The organism is Rahnella sp. BIGb0603 (assembly GCF_024808755.1).
Taxonomy (GTDB): Bacteria; Pseudomonadota; Gammaproteobacteria; order Enterobacterales; family Enterobacteriaceae; genus Rahnella; species Rahnella contaminans.
Window position 1 is genome coordinate 290479 of the sequence record NZ_JANUEX010000005.1, and the last position, 19133, is coordinate 309611.

13 protein-coding genes and 1 pseudogene are annotated in these 19133 nt (G+C 53.1%); 5 read left to right on the forward strand and 9 right to left on the reverse strand.

Going from position 1 to position 19133, the window contains the following annotated elements; translation table 11 throughout:
- Positions 1-9: 9 nt before the first annotated feature.
- Positions 10-729: a two-component system response regulator BtsR gene (gene btsR, locus M2403_RS15445; protein ID WP_152323942.1), complete on the reverse strand. Its 720-nt coding sequence runs from the start codon at positions 727-729 to the stop codon at positions 10-12.
- Positions 723-2411, reverse strand: a pseudogene (locus tag M2403_RS15450) (LytS/YhcK type 5TM receptor domain-containing protein). The gene btsR and the pseudogene M2403_RS15450 overlap by 7 nt, the downstream one beginning before the upstream one ends.
- A gap of 237 nt (positions 2412-2648) precedes the next feature.
- Here M2403_RS15450 and fbaB point away from each other — a divergent pair.
- The 4 genes from fbaB (at position 2649) to M2403_RS15470 (ending at position 8087) form a co-directional block, all read left to right on the forward strand.
- Positions 2649-3698, forward strand: coding sequence for a class I fructose-bisphosphate aldolase (gene fbaB / locus M2403_RS15455; RefSeq protein ID WP_152323944.1), 1050 nt, complete (start codon positions 2649-2651; stop codon positions 3696-3698).
- 108 nt (positions 3699-3806) lie between these two features.
- Positions 3807-5501, forward strand: coding sequence for an Hsp70 family protein (locus tag M2403_RS15460; RefSeq protein ID WP_259229906.1), 1695 nt, complete (start codon positions 3807-3809; stop codon positions 5499-5501).
- Positions 5502-5505: 4 nt separating this feature from the next.
- Entirely contained in the window at positions 5506-6768 is a 1263-nt protein-coding gene (locus M2403_RS15465; protein ID WP_259229907.1) for a hypothetical protein, read from the forward strand.
- Positions 6699-8087 carry a hypothetical protein gene (locus M2403_RS15470; protein ID WP_259229908.1) on the forward strand — a complete coding sequence of 463 codons (1389 nt, stop codon included), beginning with the start codon at positions 6699-6701 and terminating at the stop codon, positions 8085-8087. The genes M2403_RS15465 and M2403_RS15470 overlap by 70 nt, the downstream gene beginning before the upstream one ends.
- Before the next feature lie 36 nt (positions 8088-8123).
- Here the strand turns inward: M2403_RS15470 and amyA are convergent, their stop codons facing one another.
- The 7 genes from amyA to proP all read right to left on the reverse strand — a co-directional run bounded on the left by amyA (position 8124) and on the right by proP (position 17658).
- Positions 8124-9605 (reverse strand): alpha-amylase, encoded by a 1482-nt coding sequence (gene amyA, locus M2403_RS15475; protein ID WP_208951852.1) that lies wholly within the window; start codon positions 9603-9605, stop codon positions 8124-8126.
- A 184-nt stretch (positions 9606-9789) separates the two neighbouring features.
- The gene (locus tag M2403_RS15480; protein WP_259229913.1) at positions 9790-11580 is read right to left on the reverse strand and encodes a DUF2235 domain-containing protein; all 1791 of its coding nucleotides are present in this window, start codon (positions 11578-11580) and stop codon (positions 9790-9792) included.
- Positions 11580-12104 carry a DUF3304 domain-containing protein gene (locus M2403_RS15485; protein WP_152323948.1) on the reverse strand — a complete coding sequence of 175 codons (525 nt, stop codon included), beginning with the start codon at positions 12102-12104 and terminating at the stop codon, positions 11580-11582. Before M2403_RS15485 ends, M2403_RS15480 begins: the two co-directional genes overlap by 1 nt.
- Before the next feature lie 20 nt (positions 12105-12124).
- The gene (locus tag M2403_RS15490; protein ID WP_152323949.1) at positions 12125-12655 is read right to left on the reverse strand and encodes a DUF3304 domain-containing protein; all 531 of its coding nucleotides are present in this window, start codon (positions 12653-12655) and stop codon (positions 12125-12127) included.
- A 117-nt stretch (positions 12656-12772) separates the two neighbouring features.
- On the reverse strand, positions 12773-13597 hold the full coding sequence (locus M2403_RS15495; RefSeq protein WP_259229914.1) for a DUF4123 domain-containing protein: 825 nt from the start codon (positions 13595-13597) through the stop codon (positions 12773-12775).
- A gap of 1 nt (position 13598) precedes the next feature.
- The gene (locus tag M2403_RS15500; RefSeq protein WP_259229915.1) at positions 13599-15926 is read right to left on the reverse strand and encodes a type VI secretion system Vgr family protein; all 2328 of its coding nucleotides are present in this window, start codon (positions 15924-15926) and stop codon (positions 13599-13601) included.
- A gap of 229 nt (positions 15927-16155) precedes the next feature.
- Positions 16156-17658 (reverse strand): glycine betaine/L-proline transporter ProP, encoded by a 1503-nt coding sequence (gene proP / locus M2403_RS15505; protein WP_152328060.1) that lies wholly within the window; start codon positions 17656-17658, stop codon positions 16156-16158.
- A gap of 293 nt (positions 17659-17951) precedes the next feature.
- On the opposite strand from proP, the gene M2403_RS15510 reads away from it, so the two are divergent.
- The gene (locus M2403_RS15510) at positions 17952-19133 is read left to right on the forward strand and encodes an oligogalacturonate lyase family protein (RefSeq protein WP_152328059.1); all 1182 of its coding nucleotides are present in this window, start codon (positions 17952-17954) and stop codon (positions 19131-19133) included.

Sequence of the window (19133 nt, forward strand, 5' to 3'; positions counted from 1 at the left end):
CCCTGATACCTAAAGCCCGACGGCTTCTTTCAGTGTTTTCAGATAGCGGCGGCTGACCGGCACGGTCTGGCCGTCGCGCAATAACAGCTCCGCCTGATTGTTATCTTCCAGGCGGATCTCTTTAAGATAATCCATATTCACCAGATATTGCCGGTGACAACGTAACAAGGGCGTGCGGCTTTCCAGCGTGCGCAGCGTCAGTTCCGTAAACCCTTCCTTGCCGTCCTGACTGGTCACGTAAACGCCGCTCATCCGGCTGCTGACAAACGCCACCTCTTCCATCTGCAACAGCCAGATCCGGCTGTGGCCGCTGCACGGAATGAATTTCAGCGACTGCTGGCTTTCCGGCAGTTGCGAGATTTCCTGCACCTGACGTTCCTGCCGCAACCGTGCCAGCGTTTTCTGTAAACGTGGCGGCTCAATCGGTTTCAGCAGGTAATCAAACGCGCACTCTTCAAACGCCTGCACCGCGTATTCATCAAACGCGGTAAGAAAAACAATATGCGGACGATGCCGGTGGTCGAGCATTCCGGCCATTTCCAGCCCGCTGATGCGCGGCATCTGAATGTCCAGAAACAGGACGTCCGGACGCAATTTATGCACCGCGCCGATGGCTTCAATGGCGTTGGCGCATTCGCCGATGATCTCGATATCGCCTTCGTCCCGAAGCTGAATCCGCAGGTTCTCGCGTGCCAGCGGCTCATCATCAACAATCATCACTTTCAACATGCGGGTTCCTCGATCGGCAGGCGCAACGTAACGCGGGTGAAAAGATCCGGTTCGCAGCTGACGGCGATCCCATAGTCATCGCCAAAGCGGGCGCGCAGGCGTCTGTCCACCAGACTCATGCCCAGCCCGTTGCTTTCGGTGCGCGGCTGATATAAACCGGCGTTGTCCTCGACCTCAACAACGACGTTTTGCCCGTCACGACGGGCGCGGATGGTAATTATACCGTTGCCGAGCAATTGAGACGTGCCGTGCTTAATGGCGTTTTCCACAATCGGTTGCAGGGTAAATGCAGGCAGATTCTGAGCCGAGAGCTGGTCCGGCACCTGAAGTTCGACGTTCAGCCGCGAGGGAAAACGCGCCAGTTCGATTTGCAGATAGGCATTCACGTGCTCGATTTCGTTGGCAAGAGTGACAATTTCTGAAGGACGTTTGAGGTTTTTGCGAAAGAACGTCGAGAGATACTGCACCAGTTGCCCGGCTTTATCGCTGTCGTTACGGATCACCGCCATCAGCGTGTTGAGCGCGTTGAACAGGAAATGTGGGTTCACCTGTGCGTGCAGCAGTTTGATTTCCGACTGTGCGAGCAGCGCTTTTTGTTGCTCGTATTTCCCCGCCAGAATTTGCGCCGACAGCAACTGCGCAATGCCTTCGCCCAGCGTACGGTTGATCGAGCTGAACAGCCGGTTGCGCGCTTCGTACAATTTGATGGTGCCGATCACCCGCTGATTTTCGCCCCGCAGCGGGATCACCAGCGTCGAGCCCAGTTTGCAGTTCGGGTGCAGCGAGCAGCGGTAAGGCAATTCGTTGCCGTCGGCGTACACTACTTCGTCCTTTTCAATCGCGCGCCAGGTATAGGCGGAAGATATCGGTTTACCGGGCAAATGGTGGTCATCGCCCACGCCGGTAAACGCCAGCAGTTTCTCACAATCGGTAATGGCGACGGCGCTGATATCCAGTTCCTGATGCAGAACCTGCGCCACTCTCATGCTGTTTTATTCGTTAAATCCCTGCCGCAATATCCCTTCCGTCGATGCCGCTACCCTCAGCGCGGTGGCGGAAAACGCCGACGTGTATTTTTCAAACATCGCGCGTTTATCCAGCAGGATGCGCATAAACATCGCCGCGCCCAGCGTGTTAGTCACCATCATCGGCGCGGCAATATTACTGACCAGATGCAGTGCGTCGTGAAACGGCCGGGCAATCAGCAGGATAATCAGCATCTGCACCGTTTCAGCCACGAACGTAATTGCGCCAGCGGTCAGCGGATTGAACAGCATATCGGTGCGCCCGCGACGGATCAGAATGCTGTGCAGCAAACCACCGAGCAGCCCTTCGGTAATGGTGGATACCATGCAACTGAGTGCCGTCATGCCGCCCATCGAGTAACGATGTAACCCCCCGGTCAGCCCGACCAGTCCGCCGACAACCGGACCGCCCAGCAGCCCCCCCATCACCGCGCCAATCGCACGCGTGTTGGCAATGGAATCTTCAATGTGCAGGCCGAAATAGGTGCCCATAATGCAGAATACGGAGAACGTGATGTAACAAAGCAGCTTGTGAGGCAGACGGACGGTGACCTGCATCAGTGGGATAAAAAGGCGGGTTTTACTCATCAGCCAGGCGATAACCAGAAACACACACATCTGCTGTAACAGCAGTAAAACTAAATTGAACTCGTACATGCCCGACATCCGCAATCAGTGAAGCGCATACGATAGCGCGTTCAGCGAAACGTTTCTTTGGCACGCGCCAGAAAAACGAAATCGATTTATTACTTTTTTGTATGTGGGGGCTTGCTTCAGCCTTCAGCATCTAATGTGCAAGTTGGCCGGAATCAAAACGTTAGTCTACTTTGTCTACTGTAAGGCAGGTTCATTCATCGCTCTGAACCCTGTTCAGAGCCCGAGACGGAGTTCGTTATGACTGATATCTCTAAGGTTTTAGGTAAAGAAGCCGATTCCCTGTTGCAACATCGTTGTTCCACAATTACTGCTGAGCAGCTTAATCTTCCGGGGGCTGATTTTGTCGATCGCGTAATGATTGATAATAACCGCTCGCCGCGCGTGCTGGCTGCGATGCAAAATCTGTATAACACCGGCCGTCTGGCGGGAACCGGTTATCTGTCGATTCTGCCAGTCGATCAGGGCGTCGAGCATTCCGCAGGCGCATCATTTGCGGCAAACCCGCTCTATTTTGACCCGAAGAATATTGTCGAACTGGCACTGGAAGCCGGTTGCAACTGTGTGGCCTCGACTTACGGCGTGCTGGCTTCCGTGTCCCGCCGCTATGCCCACAAAATCCCGTTCCTGGTCAAACTGAACCACAATGAAACGCTCAGTTATCCGACCCAGTACGATCAGACGCTGTACGCCAGCGTGGATCAGGCGTTTGAACTGGGTGCGCAGGCCGTCGGTGCAACCATTTATTTCGGTTCAGAACAATCCCGCCGTCAGATTGAGGAGATCTCCGCCGCGTTCGAACGGGCGCATGAGCTGGGCATGGTCACGGTGTTGTGGGCGTATCTGCGCAATCCGGCGTTTGTTAAAGACGGCGTGGATTATCACTCCAGCGCGGATTTGACCGGTCAGGCGAACCACCTTGCGGCCACCATTGGCGCAGATATCGTGAAGCAAAAGATGGCCGAAAATAACGGCGGCTACAACGCCGTGAAGTTTGGTTATACCGACGCGCGCGTCTATTCCAAACTCACCACCGATCACCCTATCGATCTGGTGCGTTATCAGCTGGCGAACTGCTACATGGGGCGCGCCGGTTTGATTAACTCCGGCGGTGCGGCAGGCGAAAACGATATTCAGGAGTCGGTACGTACGGCGGTGATTAACAAACGCGCGGGCGGAATGGGGCTGATTCTGGGGCGTAAAGCGTTCAAGAAATCCATGAAAGATGGCGTGGCGTTAATCAATGCGGTGCAGGATGTGTATCTGGATAAGAAAGTGACCATCGCTTAACCCGGACTACAAAATCCCTTAAGTATTCTGTAAATTTGGCCGATAGAGACGTTTCGTCGTCAGACGCTTCTTTCGGCCATTCTCAGTTCATTTTCGGGAGCAATACGGATGTTGATAGGGATAGATTTAGGCACGTCAAACAGCGCGGTTTCCATCTGGCAGGACGGTCAGGCCGTTCTGATACCGAACGCCTACGGGCACAATCTCACGCCTTCGGTTATCGGGCTCGATGATAACGGGCACATTCTTGTCGGCGCACCCGCTCACGCCCGCCTGTTTACTCACCCCGGTCTGACCCTCTCCAGTTTTAAACGTTTCATGGGCACCGACCATCATTTCCGGCTCGGACATCAGTCTTTTCGTGCAGAAGAGCTTTCCGCTCTGTTGTTGCGCAGCCTGAAAGCCGACGTCGAGCAACACTGCGGTTGTAAAGTCGAACGCGCCATCATTACCGTTCCCGCCTATTTCAATGACATTCAGCGTAAAGCCGTGAAAACCGCCGGTGAGCTGGCGGGTTTACACGTCGAACGCTTGCTGAACGAACCGACCGCTGCATCGCTGGCTTACGGGCTGGCGAATCAGCAGGAGCAGAAGTTTCTGGTGTTCGATCTGGGCGGCGGCACTTTTGATGTCTCGATCATCGATATGTTCGAAGGTGTCATTGAAGTGCGCGCCAGCAGCGGCGATGTATTTCTGGGTGGCGATGACTTTACGCGCAGCCTGGTCAGCTGGATGCTGGCGCAATTCCCGCAATTCCCGCAACTCGAGCAGGAAGACACCGGTTTACACGGCCGGCTCGTCACATTGGCGGAGCGGGCAAAGCGCCAGCTGACGACGCAGGACAGTACGTCCGTCAGTTATCAGCATGAAGGCGAAACGCTGAGCTGGACAATCACGACGGAGATTCTGGCGCAATGCTGTGAAAGTGCGCTGGAACGGATGAAAAAGCCGGTGATTCAGGCGCTGCGTGATGCGAAGTTTTCCGCCGATCAGGTGGATCATATTGTACTGGTGGGCGGCGCGACGCGGATGCCACTGGTGCGACAGGCTGTCGCGCGTTTGTTTGGCCGTTTCCCGCGTTGCGATCTTCAGCCCGATGAAGCGGTTGCGCTGGGTGCGGGAATTCAGGCCGGGCTGGCGATGCAGGATCAGGCACTTGACGATATCGTGCTGACTGACGTGATGCCCTTCACGCTCGGTATTGAGATTGCGCGCCGTAAAGGCGAAGGCTATGAGACGGGGCATTTTATGCCGTTGATCGAACGCAATAGCTTTGTGCCGGTGAGCCGGGTGGAATCCGTCCGTACGATCACCGACCAGCAAAAAATGCTCGAATTTTCGATTTATCAGGGTGAAGGCCGCCGTGTTTCCGACAATATTCTGCTCGGTTCCTTATCGCTGGATGTGCCGCCACGCCCTGCCGGTGAAATCACCGCCGACGTGCGTTTTACCTATACGCTGGACGGTATTCTTGAAGTGGAATGCAAAATCGATCATAGCGGTGAGATGCAAAAACTGGTGATCGAAAAATCCCCCGGCTCGCTCACGCCGGAACAAATCTCCGCCAGCCTGATGAAACTGGAAAACATCAAACAGCACCCGCGTGAGCAACTGGTTAACCGCCAGCTGGTCGCCGAAGCCAATGCGTTTTACGAACAAAGTCTCGGAGAGCAACGTCAATATATCGCCGATCATCTTTACCGTTTCGAAAGCGTGCTGGACACGCAGGATGCCCGGCAAATCGCTGAAGCCCGCAAGGAAATCGAGGGACTGATCGCGTATCTGCGCAGGGAATGGGAGTAAACGGATGAGCATCTGGTCAGTCTTAGACATCGAACCTACTGACGATCTGAGCGTTATCAAGCGCGCGTATGCCCGGAAACTGAAAAGCACACGTCCAGATCAGGATCCGGAAGGCTATCAGCAGCTGAGGGAGGCGTTCGAGCAGGCGAAGGCGATTCCCAATGTCCGCGGTTTACATGCTGAACAAGATCGTGCTTTTACAGAGCTGACGAAGCCTGAAAACAGTGCGCCGTTTTCGCAACAGCAGATCCTCAATCAGGTTGATGAAATGGTGACATTGCTGCTTGCCGATGCCACCGCCGGTTTTGAAAGGCTGTACACCTGTTTGTCTGAAGGTCCTCTGGAAAATATTCACGCCCGCGAGTTGTTCAGCCATTTTCTGGCAGAGGAATTGGGCAAACGTGAAGGTGTTACCCGTTCTGTGCTGATCAACGTGGCCGCCATGATGGGATGGGAAATCGAAAATTTCAGACCTGAAGGGATTTCCGCGGACCAGTTATGGGCGATTTACACGCAGACTGAAAACACAGAGGCTTCACAATACTGGGATTCCCTCGCAAATGAATCTGAGAAGTCCCTGCAGGAACATGAACGATTTCAGTTGCTGAGCGTTGAGGGCAAAAAGCTGCCTTTCATGGCGAGGTTAATTCCGGGTTATGTCGGCCAGCTACGTAAGACGGTAGAAGAAATCAGCACGTACCATCCTGTATTGCTGGAGCGGGTTAATCCGCAGTTGCTCAAAACGTTATCCGGGCTGCGTTTAGCTTTGGACTGGAGTACAGCTTTTTTTATCGTGTTCTGGGGAATGGTGATCGCTATTGGAATTCGCCATGACGAACATCCGCTGCGCGATGTGTCGATTATTATTTCCGTTCTACTTATCTGTACGTGGGGCAAAAGCGAGCTACAGCGTAAGTTCAGGCATTCGCAGAACGTTGTGGCGATATTCGAAACTCTGCTTTCGCTACTCATCTTTGGTGTGTTTGCTAAAATTTTCAGCGGCTTGTATGGGCAACTGCATTTCATGTACGACGACCCGGGACGGGGTCCGGCACTTTTTGGCATGCTTGCCGCTTTCGTACTTTTCCTCATATGGGCAATTTGTCCGCGATACTGGCGCTGGTACAACCTTATCAGCAATAGCCTGACCGCATTTGTCACATTTCCATGGCAGCAGGCAAAAAAAACTGGCGTGATATGGCGCATCGTCATTTGTGCCGTGATGTTATTCCTTTATTCGTGGCTCGTGACCTGGGCGGTGGCATGAACAACCCATACATCTGGTCAGTCTTAGACATCGAACCTACTGACGATCTGAGCATCATCAAGCGCGCTTACGCCCGGAAACTGAAAACGACGCGGCCAGATCAGGATCCGGAAGGCTATCAGCGGCTGAGGGAGGCGTTTGAGCAGGCGAAGGGTTACGTGGACCGTACTTCGAAGAGTGACGTTGTCACGGAAATTCTGAATGAATCTCCCTCTTTCACTTTACGGATGCCGGTTCACATTGAACCTTTAAAAGAGCTCACGTCGGGTATCGGTGATGCGCTGGAGCAGGAGTTAGAGGCATTAAGGCAGGTGACTGCAATCATCGATGTCATGATGGAAGATGAAACCGAAGGCCTGAACCTGCTCAAATCCGTGCTATCCGGCGAGCTTTTGCAAAATCTGCGTCTGCGGGAAGTGTTCAGTCAGGAACTGGCTGCACAGCTGAGTGAGCGCGAAGGATTGTATTCGGCACTGCTTATCCGTGTTTCAGAGGTCATGGGCTGGGATATTGACCATTATCAGCCGGGCGGCATACCCGCGCATCGACTGGCCGCGCTTTATCGTCAGATTGAAAATACGGGCGCGAAGTATTTCCTGGCTCAGTTGCAAAATAAATATCAGAAATCCGCACTGGATCGGCAACGGCTGAGGTTGCTCACTGTCGAAGGCGCCACGCTTGCGTGGTGGGCAAGGTGGATGCCTGATTTTCTGAAACCCCTTTATGAGGAACTCAGCCATATAAGGATGAATTACCCTTCACTCGTGCCGCAATTAAACTCGCAACTGGTGAAAGCGCTTGATGAATCACGCACAGCGATGAGCTGGGGCACGCTATTTCTGGCCGGTTTCTGGCTTTTACTGACATTGCTTGCGACCCGCGAAGACCCTGACAAGTGGCGTGACCGGATCCTTTTGATCGCGATTATCGGCGTTTATACGCAGGGCTACAGTTTTCTGGAAAGCGTTCTGCGTGACCGGCCCCGGAGCCTGAAGGTTGCGCAAGGCGGACTTTCGCTGCTCGCCCTTCTGATTTTAGTGAAAATGCTGTTGGGCTTTTTCGACGCTTTCAAACCAGAATCTGGCCATCTTCAAATTTTGCTAACCGATTACGGCGTGATGAGCGTTGTCGGTTTCTGTGTCCTCTGGATGATGGCGCCGAAGGCCTGGAAATGGTATCAGGTTCCTCTTAACGCCATGATTATTCTGGTGGTGTTTCCGTGGCAGCTGATGAAAAAATCAGAAGGGATTGTGGGCATTGTGTCATTTGTTTTGCTGCTGGCGATGTATGCCTTTTTGATTGCTTTGGGGATCCGCTGAAAAACTAACAGGCTGGCATTCCACCAGCCTGTCTTTTCACTCCGCCAGAACCCAGACGCTGACACTCCCTGCTTCGCAGAAGAACTGCCCCGTACCGTTTTCATCGGTTTCGATGATGTCTTCGCGGTGTTCCAGTAAATCGCGCCATTTCTTATGCGCGAAACCGTCGCCCAGTTCGATGGTCTTTTCTCCGCCTTCCCCGTTTGACATCACCACCACGCAGCCCGGATGTTCTTCGGTTCCGCTGCGGCTGAACGCGATACAGTTCGGATGATCGAGATAATCGGTCTGCACGCCCCACGCGTATGTCTGGCGGGCTTTGATCAGCGTTTCCAGTTGCGGGATCGCAGGCAGTTCGATGGTGTAATTATTGCCGTCATCCCCTTCATCTTCGTAACTTGCGCCAATCAAATCCGGGTAAAACACAATTGGCACACCCTGCTCACGCAGAAGGATTAACGCATAAGCCAGCGGTTTGAACCACGGCTCAACCGGCGCTTCCAGCGACTGTAGCGGCTGCGTGTCGTGGTTGGCGACCAGCGTGACCGCGTGTGACGCGTCGGCGGCGACCAGCGTGTTGTCAAAAATGGTGGTCAGATCGAAATCCGCGCCCTGCTTTGAGGCATGATGGAAATTCAGCTGCAACGGCGCATCGAACAGCATGGTTTTGCCTTCCACCTGATGGATGTAATTTTGCAGCGTGGGCACGTCGAACGACCAGTATTCGGCCACCAGATACATCGGCTGTTCGGATTCAGCCTGAATATGATCAATCCATTCTTTATAGAACCAGGCCGGGATATGCTTCACTGCGTCCAGCCTGAACCCCGTGCAACCGGTTTGTTCCATGATCCAGCGGCCCCAGTATTTGAGCTCTTCGCTGACCGCGTTATTGCGGAAATCAACGTTGGCACCCATCAGATAATCGTAATTCCCAAATTCGTCATCGACCTGGTCGTTCCAGCCACCGCCGGTGTAATCGTTGATGATTTTGAAAATGCCGTTTTCATCCGGGTTTTCAATATGATCGACGCCACTGAAGCAGTGGAAATCCCAGACAAACTTGGAATACTGCCCGTTTCGGGCGGCGAAGATGAATCGCGTCCAGGCATCGGCTTCGATGATGTCGTCGCTGATATCTTCACGGTCATCCATATTGACGCGGTTAACCTGCACGCGCTCTTTTTCGTCAGCGCCCATTTTATGGTTGAGCACCACATCGAGAATGACGCCAAGCTGATGGTGTTTCAGCGCCTGAACAGCCGCCAGGAATCCCTCTTTGTCGCCGTACTTGGTGGCGCGTGAGCCTTTCTGGTCAAACTCGCCCAAATCGAATAAGTCGTAAGTGTCATAACCCACTGAATATCCGCCGGAACCGCCTTTATATGCCGGAGGAAGCCAGGCGGCAGTGATCCCAATTTCGGCCAGCCACGCGGCTTTTTCTGCAACCTCAGGCCATAATTTGCCGCCATCCGGGTAATACCAGTGGAAGAACTGAAACAACGTAGGATTCTGCATACAGGATTTCCATAAAGATGACCGGGAAATGAAGTATGGAGCAGGATTAGAGAACTGCGAGGTAAAGGGCGAAAAAAAAGCCGGTCAGGAGGTGACCGGCTTGTGTGGGCTTGATTGAATTCAATATCAAACTCGCCATTGTGCCGTGCTTTGACGATGACTGTTATGCAACGTAAGGGAGCAGTCAGGCCGAGGGTATTTCCATTGAGCGGATCACCAGAAAATCCTGTGAAATACCCCGCCCCTTTTCAACAGTTTGTACATCGTGAACGAACCACGCATACATTTGCGAGGGAGCACTGTCTTCAGGCAGTGGCGGGGGCAGTCCCTGATAAGCCGCCTGTGAATAGGCTAAAAACTTTTTTGCTCTTCGTAGCGCGGGGGTATAGACATCCGGCATTATTTGGCGACGGGTATCTGTGCTGCCCAGCATCTCCATAATGTTACGCATACCCAGGGCAACATCATGCACATCCTCGAGCCAGCCCCAGTTTTTATGCAAAATATCGATTTCATTTTGGAGCTGGCCCGCGGTTTCCTTCGCATTGCGTGTGATGCCAATTCCCCCGGCGGAGGCTCCGGCGGAGGCCATCACCTGCCCGCGCTGTTTCTCATATTTCTGACACTCACAGCGGTACAGATAGAACTGTTTACCCAGCCAGTCGATGTAACTGTCGAGATGATAGTTCTGCGCAAATACGCTGAGGGTGGTAAAAGGCACGGCCTGCTGATACGTTTTTGTCCATTCTTCGACAGATTTATTCTCAACGCTGTCTCGCATGATGAAGTAACTGGCAACGTCGGTATCTGTTTTATCAAGTGTCTCAAAATCTGGGAAAGGGACGCCAGCGACCGACGCCGCGCGATACATTTTTTGCAGTGCGACCCTGCACAGTTCTGCGCTGGGTTTTTGTTCGTCGGGTTTCAGGCCGCCGCCGACATCTTCAGAGCATCCCGGCAGCAGTTCCTCAACATGCTTTTCCTTATCGCCGCCCAGCCGGTAAAGGCTCCGCCAGACGCGCGTTTCATGGGCTGCCACCAGATGCAGGGCACTTTTCACCGTCACCGGTAACGGGGTGTCCAGATCGATAGATTTATCACCCAGCAGAGTACTGATCCCTTTAACCGGGCCGCCGGCAGCAGCGACAAACCAGTCCACACCGTTGTTGTTACTGGCAGGCGTATGCCGGGCACAATCGAATAAGCCGGTAAATATGATCTCAACAGGAATGCCTTGATAAACGTATTTATCGCCCTGCTTCTTGCAAATCTCGTTGAGCAGGTCGTCCAGAAACTTACGCGCCAGCGTTGCACCCAGGTCATAACCGAATAATGAAACGGAGATCAGTTTGATGGGAACGGGGCTATTTTTTTTCGCTTCTTTAAAGGCCTCTTCAAATGAAATTTTGGTTGAGGTTATTCGTGTATCCACACCGGTGACCAGCATGTCAGAAACTACAGGGTTATCGCGCAGCCACGGCGTGGCTTCGATGCTCACTTTTTTTACAGCACTTTTGGTCATATCTAAGGCCAGCTTCCCCCATTCAGTGGGGTTAATCAGCTTTTTGCCGGCATCTTTTAATGCTTTCCACCATTTGTCTGTTTTAAAAATTTCTATGCCTGTTTCTTTGGCAATATCGCCGGGCTGATCTTTTAAATCATCTAATGCACTATCTTGCGCACCATCCATGATGGCATGTAGTTTCGAGGTTAAGTTTTCATGGAAAGGCGTTCCGAGGCCAGAAATATAAAATTTTGAATAATTCTCTTTTAACGAATTTTGCCGTTCATCAGGAAATGCCCTGAATAATCGGGCAACATTAGTCAGGCGCTGCTCCTGCGCATCCTGATTGATATCACGATGTATACCATCAAAGAAAAAACCTATATGCCAGATCCGGGAACAGTTCCCTGCCCCGGCGGTGTCCGCTTGTTCGGCTCGATTCGCGGCGGCAGTTAAGCTTTCAACATCCATTATTTAAGCTCCTGTTCACCAGGTTGTTGTTTAACATTTCGAAGATCGTCGATCTTTGGATGGATGAATCCAGTCCCCCACCACAAACGAACTTTATCTCCCGGTAGGAAATACACGTGCAGATAATTTTCTTCCCATTTTCGCTCAGGGAGGGGCATAACAATACTGCGAGTTTCTTTACGCATACCCGCATCGTATTGAGCTCTGGTAGTACTTAATGTCCATATAACTTCTGCCTTATTTCCACTAATACTACCGCAGCAAGTTGCCCCACCTCCTCCATACGCAGAAGCATTTGAACCCGCCACTCCATTAACGCTAAACACCAAAATAGGTCGGTCAATTTCACTGTGAATAATCAACGTCACCGGCCCGGTCGGTGGCCCCCAGATAGATGCCCAGACCAGCCATCCGCAACCGCCCAGTACGATCAATAACAATCCCGCACCCAGCCACTTTCCCCAGCGGGCGTAACCGCGATTTACTGCGCCGTCTATTTCTTCCAGTCTTTTAAAAAAATCCATTTTCTTTCTCGCTTTAATTTTTATTTGCGGATTATTGCATCAGGGAGTTCTTCAGACTTTGGGCTATTAAATCCTGTGCTCCACCACAAACGAACTTTATCCCCAGGTAGGAAATACACGTGCAGATAATTTTCTTCCCATTTTCGTGCTGGTATCGGAATGACAACTCGACGTTTTTCAAGCCGCATTCCCTTTAAATATTGCGAATGGGTTATATCAAGAGTCCAGATAACTTCTGCCGTCTTACCACTGATGCTGCCACAGCAAGTTGCTTTCCCGCCGCCAGTGGCATAAGGATTTTCTTTGTTGTGAGCAAATGCATTTGCTCCTGCCACTCCATTAACACTAAACCCCAAAATAGGCCGGTCAATTTCACTGTGAATAATCAGCGTCACAGGCCCGGTCGGTGGCCCCCAAATGGATGCCCAAACCAGCCATCCGCAGCCGCTCAGTACGAGTAATAACAATCCCGCACCCAGCCACTTACCCCAGCGGGCGTAACCGCGATTTACTGCGCCGTCTATTTTTTCCAGTCTTTTAAAAAAATCCATTTTCTTTCTCGTTTTGTATATTCAGCTATTCGCGTTAATGCGCAAAAATCAATTGTTCAACGTCTTCTCACACTGTAACTCGCAAAAAATCAGACCCGTATTATTGTATGTTCCTATTCAACTCGCTGAATATTCAGTCAGAATTTTCGTCAATGATGTTTTTCCTTCCCTCACTTTTTGAAGTGATAGTTGCATCTCTTCCGATTCCAGTATTTTTTTGCCGCCATTGAGGTAATAAAGTGCATAAAGCTTCACGTTTACACCTTCAGGCATTCCGGCCAGACGAGCTTTTTCCAGTGCTTTGGTCACCATGTCGCGCTGAGAACACGGCGGGAAATGCTGACTTGCGGGCATCTTTTGCCATTGAGTTAACACACTTCCCACTTCTGGCTTATCTTCAATTTTCTGCCAGATATCTGCACCCGGTCTGACGGCATGGTCCTGAGGATTCTTTGCTGTTGAAGGCTGCAGGGTAATCTGCTGCCAGCTCACTTCTTCAGGCACCCACCACTGAGTAATGCCATTAAAAATAAAAGAGTGCCATTCCTGATCATGGCATTGCGCCAGAAGGCTGATGACCTGGCGGGAATAAAAACGGACCAGCGCCACCTCTTCATCCGGGCGAATCATCGTACAGGCGACGGAAAGTCTTGCGGCAAGAAGTCCTGGCGAATCGGGTGAAGCGATGACCCCAACAATCCCGGGGATGGTCTCAATCATTTTTCCCAGATCATTTTTATCCTGTACCGCGAAGACCCATGGGCCGTAGTTCCTGATATCTGCCAGTTGGGGATGTAGATACAAAGAGTGCATTTGTGCGGAGTGTTCTGCGTAAAAAACCTGAAAGTCTTCATTGGTCTGCGCCCCGCCTTCCATCAGTAAATGAAAGCGGCTATTTTCCGTTATCGCGGCAGATTCTAGCAGCGTCGTGAATTCCATCATTTCAGGCTCCCTGCACAACGGCATCGTTGGCTTTTATCGCATTAAGCAAACATTCAATGCAGATTTTGTTTTTAAGCAAAGGATATTGGCCGGGAAGCAGAGGCATTTTCAGCGGCTTTGCCTCCGGCACGGTCAGCACCGAATGCCCGGTGCGCCGAAAATAGTCATGCCCGGTGCCGTACTCGATTTTGCCGTCCTGCAGGATGAGATAACTGCCGCCGCCAATCAGCGTGATGCGCTTTTTCGCCGCAAACAGGATGTCGCCGTCCACCGCCGTGATGCTCACTTTCCTGCCTGCTGCCAGCGTCATGGTGTTGTTTTGCGCCTGCACCTCAACTTTCCCCTGACTGGCCTTCAGGCTCATTTCACCCTTCAGCGCGAATATCCCCATTTCCTGCCCGGCGTTGAGGGTCAGGTTTTTAATCACGCCGAGGTCGGCATTCTGACCGGCGTTCAGTATCAGGTTTTTGGTGGCCGCCAGCTGGAGATGCTCGCCGCTGGTCAGCGCCATGCCTTCCGGGGCGCTGGCGAGTACCACCTGATTAATCGGCTTCAGGCGCTCGCTGAACATCGCGATTTGCGCCGCGATATCGGCCTCCAGCGCACTGACTTCGGCGGCGGCCTGGCTCAGCGCTTTGACCTGCTGTTGCAGGCATTCGATTTCACGCAGCGCGGCGCTGTTGTCCATGACCTGACCCTGCGCTTTGGGCTGGGCGTCGGCGCTGATGAAAATGCCTTTACCGCCGCGCACCGCGCCGTGTTCGTCGGTGCGCAGCTCGACGCCCTGGCCGCGCGGCTTATTCTGCGCATCTACCAGATGCCCGGCGTTAAGCTGGGTTTTGCCGTATTCAGTGGCGAGCTTGACGTGCTCTTCGCCGCGCCGGTCCTCCATCCGCAGCTTGTTATTCGCAGGCGTACGCAGGACGTTGCGGGTGTGGTTGCGTTCGGTCACGTGGTCGGCGTGGTCCGAGTCGTGCAGGGCACCGGCGATGTAAGGGCGGTCCGGGTTTCCGGCCTCAAAGGCGATGGCGACTTCGGTGCCGTCGGGCAGCGGGCTGTGCCAGCCGTAGCCGTCACCGGCGTAAGGCCGGGCGAGGCGCAGCAGCAGGTACGCATAGCCGCTGCCCGATGCATCACGGTCAGCGTCAAGCCTGACGCGATACCGCCCCTGATTGTCGAGCCAGGCGTAAGTGTCCTTTTTCTCCTTGCTTTCCACCCGCGCCGGTACGGTGCCGCGGATAACCGGACGCTCAGGCGGAACGGGGCGGAAACAGACATTTTCGCTGTAGGCCATGCCCCACAGGTTGAGGCGAAAGTGTTCGCTGCGGGCGCCTTTGGCGACAATCCGGGTGATGAGAATGCCGTCTTTCAGGTCGCTGAACGGGTAGTTCTGCGGCTCGAGCACCTGCCCCGGCGCCAGCGTGAGGCCGGTGCTGCGGGCAAAGATGCGGCTCTGTTTGTTGAGCAGGCGCTCGTGGCGGATGCGGGCGTAAAACGCGCCGGTTTCGGCGGCGGCGTCGGTATCGTCCCCGACCTCGCGGTACGACAGGGCGTAGTGATATCCCTCACCGGCCACCGGTGCCAGGCTTCTGACCTGCGCGGCGGTATCGAGCGGAGCGGTGGCGTCGCGGTAGTTGTAATCACGTTTGGTGATACGCCCGGTGACGGCCTGCCAGTGGACTTTCATGCCCCAGACGCTTTCCGCCTGACCGTCGCTCATGCCGGAAGGCTCGCAATAAGGCAGCGTGACGCCAAACTGATACTGCTCCGGCCCGTCGCCGAACACGACGGTTTCGGATTCGAGGCGGGTATCGGTTTCAAAGCGCCACCAGATACCCACTTCGGCCAGAATACGCCGGATAAACTGCAGGTCATTTTCCCCCCACTGGGTGATGAGTTCGCGCTCCGGGTAGGCCTGACGGAGACGAAACTCAAAATCCTGCCCTTCGAGGTCGTGGGCGCGCAGGAGCTGTTCGACCACTTCGGGCACCGACTGGTTCTGATAGATGGCGGTGCGCGTGGTGTTTTCCAGCAGTCTCAGGCGGGGCACCAGCTCAAAGCGGTAATGCGTCTCGTCGGCAGAGGTCGAAAGGCGCTGAAAATCACGCACCACGCCGTAAACGGTGCGGCCCGGTTGTGAGGATGTCTGCATGCCGAAGCGGGCAAATTTGCGTAAGACCTGCGCGGGGTCGATATCCGGTTCCGGGCTGGTCGCTTCAATCACATAAGAAAAGGGCTCGCTGAGCTGCTCTTCGCCGCGAAAGTTGAGGACGTCGAGTTCAAAGGGGCTTTTCCAGATATTGAGGGAATAACGGGACAGTGTATCCATACCGATCCTTGGTTGAGATGTGAAAAGCATCCGGCTTTTCGGGTATCTGGAGAGTCAATTCACATGAAAAAAGTAGGGTTACAGTTTACCAAAATTTAAGTATTCGGAAAGTGATATTGCATTAGGAATGCTGAACAAAATTGTTGCGAAATATCTGAAATTTCTGAGCATTTTGAGGATGAAAAAGCCGGTCAGGAGGTGACCGGCTTGTGTTTGCGTCAGCGCTGAATCAGTTGATTTCAGGGTGCTGCGCGATCAGGTTCTTTCTTTTGGCTTCGAGTTCAGCAATCTGCGCATCAATATCTTCAATTTTATGTTCGATATTGTCGTGATGCTCCTGAAGGATTTCACGGGCTTCTGCGCGGTCAGACGCGGCTGGCGTTGCGCCTTTTAGCGGACGGTTCGCGGTTTCTTTCATGAAGATACCGGTCACCAGGCCAATGACGGAAATGACCATCAGATAGTACGCAGGCATGTACAGGTTGTTGGTCGCTTCCACCAGCCACGCCACGATGGTTGGTGTCAGGCCGGCAATCAGCACGGAGACGTTAAACGCAATGGCCAGCGCGCTGTAACGGATGTGCGTCGGGAACATCGCCGGTAAGGTGGAAGCCATCACGCCGATGAAGCAGTTCAGCAGCACCGCCAGAATGAGTAACCCGAGGAAAATCAGGCCGATCACATCACTGTTAATCAGAATGAAGCACGGAATTGCCAGAATGAACAGGCCGATGCTGCCGATAATGACGAAGGGTTTGCGCCCGAAACGGTCGCTCAGCATCCCCATAAACGGCTGCACAAACAGCATACCGACCATGATGGCGATGATAATCAACACGCCGTGGTCTTCAGAATAATGCAGGCTGTGAGACAGATAACTTGGCATGTACGTCAGCAACATGTAATAGGTGACGTTGGTGGCGATCACCATGCCGACGCAGATAATTAGCGGTCTCCACTGTTTGGTGAGGATTTCGCGGAAAGAGACTTTCGGCGGCTCGGCAATATCTTTGCGTGAGTCGCTGTCGATTTTATCCACGTGCTGCTGGAATGTCGGGGTTTCTTCCAGCGCATGGCGCAGGTAAATCCCGATCAGGCCCAGTGGTGCGGCGATGAAGAACGGAATACGCCAGCCCCACTCGAGGAAGTTCGCGTCACCGACGATACTGGAGATCAACACCACGACGCCCGCACCGAGAATAAACCCGGCGATGGAACCGAAATCAAGCCAGCTACCGAGGAAGCCACGTTTTCTGTCCGGAGAGTATTCCGCAACAAAAATCGCCGCCCCGGTGTATTCACCGCCGACGGAGAAGCCTTGTGCCAGTTTCGCCAGTAAAAGCAATATTGGCGCCCATATGCCGATGGTGGCATAGCCGGGAATCAGACCGATACAGAAGGTACTGACGGACATGATGATAATGGTGACGGATAACACTTTCTGGCGGCCAAATTTGTCGCCCAGTGCGCCGAAGAACAGACCGCCCAGAGGTCTGACGAGGAAGGGAACCGAGAAGGTTGCCAGTGCTGCAATCATCTGAATGCCGGGATCGGCACCCGGGAAAAACACCTGACCTAAAGCGAAGGCCACAAAGCCATACACACCGAAATCAAACCATTCCATCGCGTTGCCCAGCGCGGCGGCAGTAATGGCTTTCTTCAGTTTTTTGTCGTCAATGATAGTAATGTCATTGATTTGCATCGGTTTAACGCGTTTCTTTCTTAATCTCATCTTTTACATCCCTTTTCCAAAATACTCCACTGTGTCAGCGTGAGATATTTTTGTTCGTACCCTTTAACTATTTCAGGTATCAATAATTATTCAGCAAGCCATATCATTATAGAGTGGTTTTCCGCTGAGGCAAAAGGCGGCCATTTTGTGATCAGCTTTACACTTTTGTTTTCCCCTGCCCACGTTTTACCCTGTCAAATGGTAATGTGTTTTCAAATTAATGAAACTGCATTTTAATTAATGAAAGGGAAGCCAGAACAGCGGCTAATTTCATGCTACTGATGGGGTGAATCATGGCTAAAGGTTCTCAGATTCAATTCAATTTCCACACCGTTCAGGATCCTCAGACCGGTGTCCACGTGACGCGTTTAACGCCTCCCGACGTTCTGTGTCATCGCAATTATTTCTATCAAAAGTGTTTTACGCGTGATGGCAATAAGCTGCTTTTCGCCGGGGAGTTCGACGGTAACCGCAACTATTATCTGCTGGATCTCACCACGCAAAAAGCGGTTCAGCTGACGGAAGGTGCAGGCGATAACACGTTCGGTGGTTTTCTTTCACCCGACGATCAGTCGCTGTATTACGTGAAGAACGAGCGCAGCCTGCAATGTGTCACGCTGAAAGATTTCAGCGAGCGGACAGTTTATCGGGTGCCTGAAGAGTGGGTGGGGTACGGAACGTGGGTGGCAAACAGTGAATGTACCCGTCTGGTCGGCATTGAAATCAGCCGCAAGGACTGGACGCCGCTCACCGACTGGACCATTTTCCAGACGTTTTATCACAGCAATCCGCACTGCCGCCTGCTGGGTGTCGATTTGCTCAGCGGAAAATCCCGTGTCATCCACGAGAGAAACGAATGGCTGGGTCACCCGATTTATCGTCCGTTTGATGATAATACCGTCGCATTCTGCCACGAAGGCCCGCACGATCTGGTCGATGCGCGCATGTGGCTGGTAAACGAAGATGGCAGCAATGTGCGCAAGGTGAAGGAACATGCGCCAGGTGAAAGCTGCACCCATGAATTCTGGGTGCCGGATGGATCGGCGCTGATGTACGTGTCCTACCTGAAAGGCCAGCACGACCGCCATATCCGCCGGTTTGATCCGCAAACCGGGGAAGATATTTCCCTGATGACGATGCCGGCCTGTTCGCATCTGATGAGTAACGAAACCGGATCGTTGCTGGTGGGCGACGGATCCGGCACGCCGGTGGATGTGCAGGATACCGCCAGCCATACGATTGATAACGACCCGTGGCTGTATATTTTTGATGCCGTGTCCCGCCGGTACGCACCGCTTGCGGCACATAACAGTTCCTGGCGAGTGCTCGATGGCGATCGTCAGGTAACGCATCCGCACCCTTCTTTCTCGCCGGACGATCGTCATGTGCTGTTTACTACCGATCACGAAGGGCTTCCGGCGCTGTATCTGGCCGAAATCCCGGCTTGCCTGCTCAGTTCATTACGCAAGGACTAA